The sequence below is a fragment of the Synechococcus sp. H55.2 genome (assembly GCF_047462495.1).
Classification (GTDB): domain Bacteria; phylum Cyanobacteriota; class Cyanobacteriia; order Thermostichales; family Thermostichaceae; genus Thermostichus.
Genome location: NZ_JANSJH010000077.1, coordinates 1 through 5579, shown reverse-complemented (window position 1 = coordinate 5579; position 5579 = coordinate 1). Strand labels below are relative to the sequence as shown.

Annotated in this window: 6 protein-coding genes; 4 read left to right on the top strand and 2 right to left on the bottom strand. The window is 62.5% G+C overall.

The genetic code is table 11. From position 1 onward, the window contains the following. Window positions 1-1044: UvrD-helicase domain-containing protein (locus tag NW844_RS09565; RefSeq protein WP_414335159.1), on the bottom strand; the 1044-nt coding region annotated here is incomplete at its 3' end. Window positions 1045-1055: 11 nt separating this feature from the next. Next, the gene (locus NW844_RS09560) at window positions 1056-1913 is read right to left on the bottom strand and encodes a Cof-type HAD-IIB family hydrolase (RefSeq protein ID WP_414335158.1); all 858 of its coding nucleotides are present in this window, start codon (window positions 1911-1913) and stop codon (window positions 1056-1058) included. A 214-nt stretch (window positions 1914-2127) separates the two neighbouring features. On the opposite strand from NW844_RS09560, the gene NW844_RS09555 reads away from it, so the two are divergent. The 4 genes from NW844_RS09555 (at window position 2128) to NW844_RS09540 (ending at window position 5557) form a co-directional block, all read left to right on the top strand. Then, entirely contained in the window at window positions 2128-3066 is a 939-nt protein-coding gene (locus tag NW844_RS09555; protein WP_414335157.1) for a DUF1517 domain-containing protein, read from the top strand. An 82-nt stretch (window positions 3067-3148) separates the two neighbouring features. Further along, window positions 3149-3904 (top strand): hypothetical protein, encoded by a 756-nt coding sequence (locus tag NW844_RS09550; protein WP_414335156.1) that lies wholly within the window; start codon window positions 3149-3151, stop codon window positions 3902-3904. 72 nt (window positions 3905-3976) lie between these two features. Then, a complete protein-coding gene (locus tag NW844_RS09545) occupies window positions 3977-4735 on the top strand; it encodes a peptidylprolyl isomerase (RefSeq protein ID WP_414335155.1) in 759 nt (252 codons plus the stop codon). Between the two features lie 93 nt (window positions 4736-4828). After that, window positions 4829-5557 (top strand): HEAT repeat domain-containing protein, encoded by a 729-nt coding sequence (locus NW844_RS09540; protein ID WP_414335154.1) that lies wholly within the window; start codon window positions 4829-4831, stop codon window positions 5555-5557. The last annotated feature ends 22 nt before the right edge of the window (window positions 5558-5579 follow it).

The window sequence follows — 5579 nt, the reverse complement described above, 5'->3', positions numbered from 1 at the left end:
GGTGGCCGGACGAATGTGCTGGGGAGCCAGGGCGGTGCGCAGGGCCGGGATGGGGTGCTTCTGGTTTACCCAGTCCACTAGGCGGTTGGCCAACTCGAGGATCTGGGGGGCGCTGCGGCTGGACTCTTCTAAGACTACTCGGGGATTGGCCTGACAAAAGGCGCGAAACAGCCGTGGCTCGGCGGTGGTGAAGGTGCCCATGATGCTTTGGTTGGGATCCCCCACCCGCACCAGGTTGCCGGCGCGCTGGCTGAGCAACCGCAGCAGCTCTTCCTGCAGGGGGGAGCTGTCCTGGGCCTCGTCCTCGAACAGGTAGTCGTACCAGCTTTGCACCTGCTGCCGCAGCACAGGGTCGCGCTCGATCAGCTCCACCGCCTGCCAGCCCAGGTCGTCGTAGTCCAGCTTGCCCAGGCGACGCAGCTCCGCCTGGTAGGCGGCATAGAGGGGGGCGGCCCAGCCCAGATAGCCCTCCCTGTCGGCAGGGATCTGCTCCGGCCCCAGACGCAGATTCTTGGCCGTGCTGATCACCGCCTGCACCATCTGCTGGAAGCTACGCCGAAACCGCGTCCGGTTTCGAACCACCTTCTGGTGGGAATCGTCGGGGGGAATCAGCGGCTCCCAGAGGTGGGTGTGGTGGGCGAGCCAGGCGCGGCAGAGACGGCTGAGCAGGCGCTCCTGTTCATATCCCTCCAGGATGGACAGCTCTTCCCAAAGGCCAGGGGCCTCCCGCAACACCCGCAGCGATAGCGAATGCAAGGTAAAAGCTTGGGTAAAGCGCTCCGGATAGCCCGCCTCTTGCAGGCGTTGGTTGATGCGGCTGATCAGATTGCCCCGCGCCGACCGCATGTAGGTGAACACCCCGATGCGCTCCGGCGGGATCCCTCGATTCAGGATGAGGTCGGCAATCAGCAGCTCCAGGATGAACGTCTTGCCGCTCCCCGGGACTGCCGCGATCCCCAGAGGCCCCGAACGATACGCCAATGCCCGTTGCTGTTCTGGACGCAGCGTGACTTGGGGAAAAGGAGAAGCAGCCAAACCCACCATCGGCTCCCTGCCTAGTTGAGAATAAAAGTCTCGATGGCCACCGCCACCCCATCTTCGCTGACAGGGGGAGCCACCCAATCGGCGTGGGGCAGCAGAGCCGGCGAGGCATTCCCCATCGCTACCCCGATCCCCGCATACCGCAGCATCTCGATGTCGTTGTCGCCATCGCCGATGGCCATCACCTGATCCGCCGACACCCCCAGCAGCTCTTCTGCCAGAAAACGAACGGCATTGCCCTTATTCACCGCCGGATGGGCGGCCTCCAAAAAAATCGGCTCCGAGCGAGTGAGGTAGAGCTGCTCAGGAGAATACTGCCGCCGCAGGGATCCCTGTAATGCCTGCAAAAACTCCGTATCTTCACAAACAGCCAGGATCTTGGTGGGGCTTTGCCCATATTGGGCGGGGGAAAGCATCTGGAGCGGCACCTGGGAGCGTTCGGCATAGGCTTGGCTGAGGGGGCTGAGCTCTCGCACATAGAGCTGGTCATCGATGTAGAGGTGCACCCCCACCGGCTGATCCTGCAGCACCTGCAACAGCTCCTCCGTCAGCCGCCAGTCCAGGCTCCAGTGTTTTAAGGTCTTTTGGCTGTCGGGATCGCGAATGAGCGCCCCCTGATAGCTGCAGAGGGGCATATCGGCCCCAATGGCGTGGTGAAACCGCTCGGCAGAGCGATGCATCCGACCCGTCGCAATCGCCACCCGCACACCTGCGGCTTTGGCTTTTTGAATGGCCCGCTGCACCGGCTCCGAAACCTGGTTGGAAGGCCCGGCAATCGTGCCATCGATGTCCACCACCAACAGCCGAATGTCCCTCCGGGATCCCCCTTCCTTTTTTTGCTCTTGGATTTGAGCCTCTGCTCCGGTTTGCATTGCCCCTCCTCCTGGCAACCTCCCAGACCCTAACACGACTGCGGTCGGCTCCGTCGATAGTCTCAATAGGCCAGATTGAAGTGATCCTGAGTTGGATGCTGAGAGGTCAATCGACGGGGATTAGCAATGGTTCAAATGGCCGGTTAAAGGGTTCGGATCCCTGCCCTCTGCTGTTTAAGGAAAGAGCATACAATTGAGGAAGACTAGCCCCGTGATGGACAGAAATACCGTGAACATGCTGAAACGAATTGGTCGCGTCTGCCGGCCTTTGCTAGCCGTTGCCCTGGCCTTGATCTTGGCTTTGGCCCCCGTGAGCGCCGTCTGGGCCCGCAGTGGTGGTCGTATTGGGGGCGGCTCTTTCCGGTCTCCGACGTTCTCTGCGCCCCGCTCCATTGGCCCTCGCTCGGCTCCGGTGTACCCCAGCTATGGGGGTGGGTTCGGGTTCCCCCTGGTGGTGCCCTTTTTCTGGGGGGGCGGTGGCGGCCTGCTGACACTGCTGCTCTTGATTGGGGCCGGCAGCTTTTTGGTGCGCAGCCTGCGCTCGGCTGTTTCCGAAGATGGAGAGGACGGGGTTGGCGACCCGCTGGTAACCGTGGCCCAGGTGAAAGTGGGCCTGCTGGCCAGCGCCCGGCAACTGCAAAAGGAGATCAACGCTCTGGCTCTGGAATCAGACACCCAGTCGCCGGAGGGGCTGAGCCAACTGTTGCAGAATGTCAGTCTGAGCCTGATGCGCTACAGCGACTACTGGGCCTACGGCCATGCCCAGGTGGAGAAGCTGCCCCTCCCCCGCGCCGAATCCCTGTTCTACCAAGCCTCTTTGCAAGAGCGCAGCAAGTTTAGCGCCGAAACCCTCACCAACCGCAATAACCAAATCCAACAGGTTCCCCAAGCGGCGCTGAAGCGCGCTGCTGCTGGGATCCCGGACGTGGGCGAATACCTGGTGGTAACTCTATTGGTTGCGTATCGTGGCAACTTGGGTACACTACCTGTAGTTAATTCCGTGGCGGAGCTGCGGCAGTGTCTGATGCAGTTGGCTGCCATCCCGGCCGAGCGGATTGTGGCCATCGAGGTGCTGTGGACGCCGCAGTTGGAGGGAGACACCCTGTCGGCGGAGGCGCTGTTGACCGAGTACCCGGAAATGCGGCTCCTGTGAGGGAGCTGGGCTGAGGAGACGGCAACAGTCGGCTGAGTGTCTCAACGCCTCGGGATCCCCACCGTGAGGCCAGAGAGGTTCTATGTCCGGGTTGGATACTTCAGCAGCCAGGGGCCGTCGTTCTCCTTGGGTATGGTCTGGCCAAGCGAGGCAGGCAGATTCTCTGTTTGATGAGCTGTTTGGGGATCTGGAGCACAGCCTTGAGGCAGAGGGAGCGGAGGAGTATCCCTATTTGGGTACGCGCCCCCCGTTGCTTTCCCGCCGTTCTTCGGCTGGCGGCGGACTGCTGCTGGGTTTAGCTTTGGCGGCCACGCTGGTGGCGGGGCTGGCTTTTTGGATGACTCTGCGCCCGCGATCAGGGGTTTTCTCACAGGCCGATCCACCTCGGCAAAGGGATCCCGATCTCGTCGAGGCGCTTGGGCCTGCCTATTCCGCTTCCCTGCCAGCCCAAGAGCCGTCCTCGGCTTCAGAGGAGGAAGGTCGCCTGGATCTGCCTGAAAAGGTTATCTCTCAGGAGCCCAGCGGAGAGGTCGTGGCCAAGCCGGCGGCGAGAACGATCCCTGCAGCGGCAGCCAGCGCTCCTCCTGCCGCTCGAAGGTCTGCTCCGCCGGCGCGGATCCCGCCTCAACCGCCGCCCCAGATGAAGTTGGTGGGGTTGATCCACGATCCGGGTGCCCCTAAAGCCTTGATCTTGGTGGACAACGTGGTGCGGCAGGTGCCGGTCGGCCAGGCGGTGAAAGGAGAGTGGCGAGTCATCTCCATCAGCCCCTACGGGGTGGGCGTGAGCAACGGCGTTCGCAGCGTTACCTTGCAGTTGGGGTTGTCGCAACGGATCTAGATATCTCTCTTTTGTCTGGAGAGGGATCCCCGTGGAAGGTTGGATCGATAAAGAAAAAGGGAGAAGGGGCAGATGAAATTCGCCAAGCTGGGGCGAATGAGCCGCGGCAGAGTGGGATTGGGCTTAGCTTTGGGGTACCTCTGTCTCGGTCTGTTCGCTTGTCGCAGTGCGCCCCCCTCTTCTGGCTCTCCATCTGGGATCCCGCCGGCCTACGCCCATCGCCCGCAACTGCAAGGGAAGGCAGTGGTGGAGCTAGAGGTGCAAACTGCTGAAGGAGTGGGCAAGGTCCTCTTGGAGATCCGCGGAGAGGAGGCGCCCCTTACCGCCGGCCAGTTTGTGGATTTGGTGCAGCGGGGCTTTTACAACGGTCTCACCTTCCATCGGGTGGAGAAAGATCCCCAGCCCTTTGTGGTGCAGGGCGGGGATCCGCGGGGAGATGGCACCGGCGGCGCCCCAGAGCCGGGCAGCAGCCGCTTGCGCACCATCCCTCTGGAGATCCAGGTGCGCGGAGAGCCTCACCCCCGCTACAACACGTTGATCGAGGATCCCATCGCCCTGAGCAAGCTGGCCTTGCCCCATCGCTTGGGGGCGGTGGCCATGGCCCGTTCCAGCCCTCTCGACTCGGCTTCTTCCCAGTTTTATATCGCCCTCTCTGCTCTGCCGATCCTGGATGGGCGCTATGCCGTGTTCGGCTATGTCACCAGTGGCATGGAGTGGGTGGAGCGCCTGCAGGTGGGGGATGTGATCCGCTCGGCGCGGGTGCTGGAAGGAGCGGACTTGCTCAGGTATCCAGCAGGAGCAGATCAGACGGCGGCCCCCGGCGGTTTATGATAGGCAGCAGCTCTGCTGCTGGTTCGGCTGTCGTGGCTTGGGGAGGGGAGAGTTTTGTGCTCGCCCTCTCCACCAACCTGTGGGCGCCTTTTCATGCATGAAGACGCTTTTTCTCCTCTTGAACCCCTAGACGAGCTGCCACCTCACTCGCCGCCGGAGGTGGATGTGGAGCGGATGCTGCAGCAGTTGCAGGATCCGGATCCCCGTTTGCGGATGCAGGCGGCCCGCGCCTTCTGTGAGATCGAAGAACCCCGCGCCATCCCGCGCCTGTTGGCTTTGCTCAGGGATCCCTGCCCGTTGGTGCGGGTGGGAGCGGCCTATGCCCTGGGTCGCAATCCGGATCCCGCTGAGGTGGAAGTGCTGATCCAAGGCCTGCGCCGGGATTGGAATGGCTATGTGCGCAAAGGCCTGGTGTGGGCCCTGGGCAATGCTAAGGATCCCCGCGCCTATCCGGTGTTGCTGGAAGTGTTGGCCGAAGATATCGCGGCAGTGCGGCTTTGGGCGGCCAGCGCCCTCGGACAATTGGCCCAAGCTCAGGTGTTGTCCGGCCCGGCTCTGCAGGAGGTAGCGGCAGCCCTCTGTCGGGGTTTGGCCCACGATCCGGTGGCGGCAGTCCGCGGCAACTGTGCCTGGAGCTTGGGGATCCTCGGGCAACAGGTGAAACTGGCTCTCGAGGATCCCACCGTTTACGCGATGTTGAAAAGGCAATTGCTGACAAGCGCCAGCCGCGATCCCGATTGGGGAGTGCGGGACGATGCGCGGCTTGCCCTCCTAAAATTAGCGGATCCCGACTTGCCGGAGCAACTGGATAACCTTAAGTAAGCTACCTGACACGACTACCCCC

Bases quoted from the DNA above. Each gene is read 5' to 3' on its own strand.
- NW844_RS09560 (WP_414335158.1), bottom strand. From the start codon at position 1,913: ATGCAAACCGGAGCAGAGGCTCAAATCCAAGAGCAAAAAAAGGAAGGG.
- NW844_RS09555 (WP_414335157.1), top strand. From the start codon at position 2,128: ATGGACAGAAATACCGTGAACATGCTGAAACGAATTGGTCGCGTCTGC.
- NW844_RS09550 (WP_414335156.1), top strand. From the start codon at position 3,149: ATGTCCGGGTTGGATACTTCAGCAGCCAGGGGCCGTCGTTCTCCTTGG.
- NW844_RS09545 (WP_414335155.1), top strand. From the start codon at position 3,977: ATGAAATTCGCCAAGCTGGGGCGAATGAGCCGCGGCAGAGTGGGATTG.
- NW844_RS09540 (WP_414335154.1), top strand. From the start codon at position 4,829: ATGCATGAAGACGCTTTTTCTCCTCTTGAACCCCTAGACGAGCTGCCA.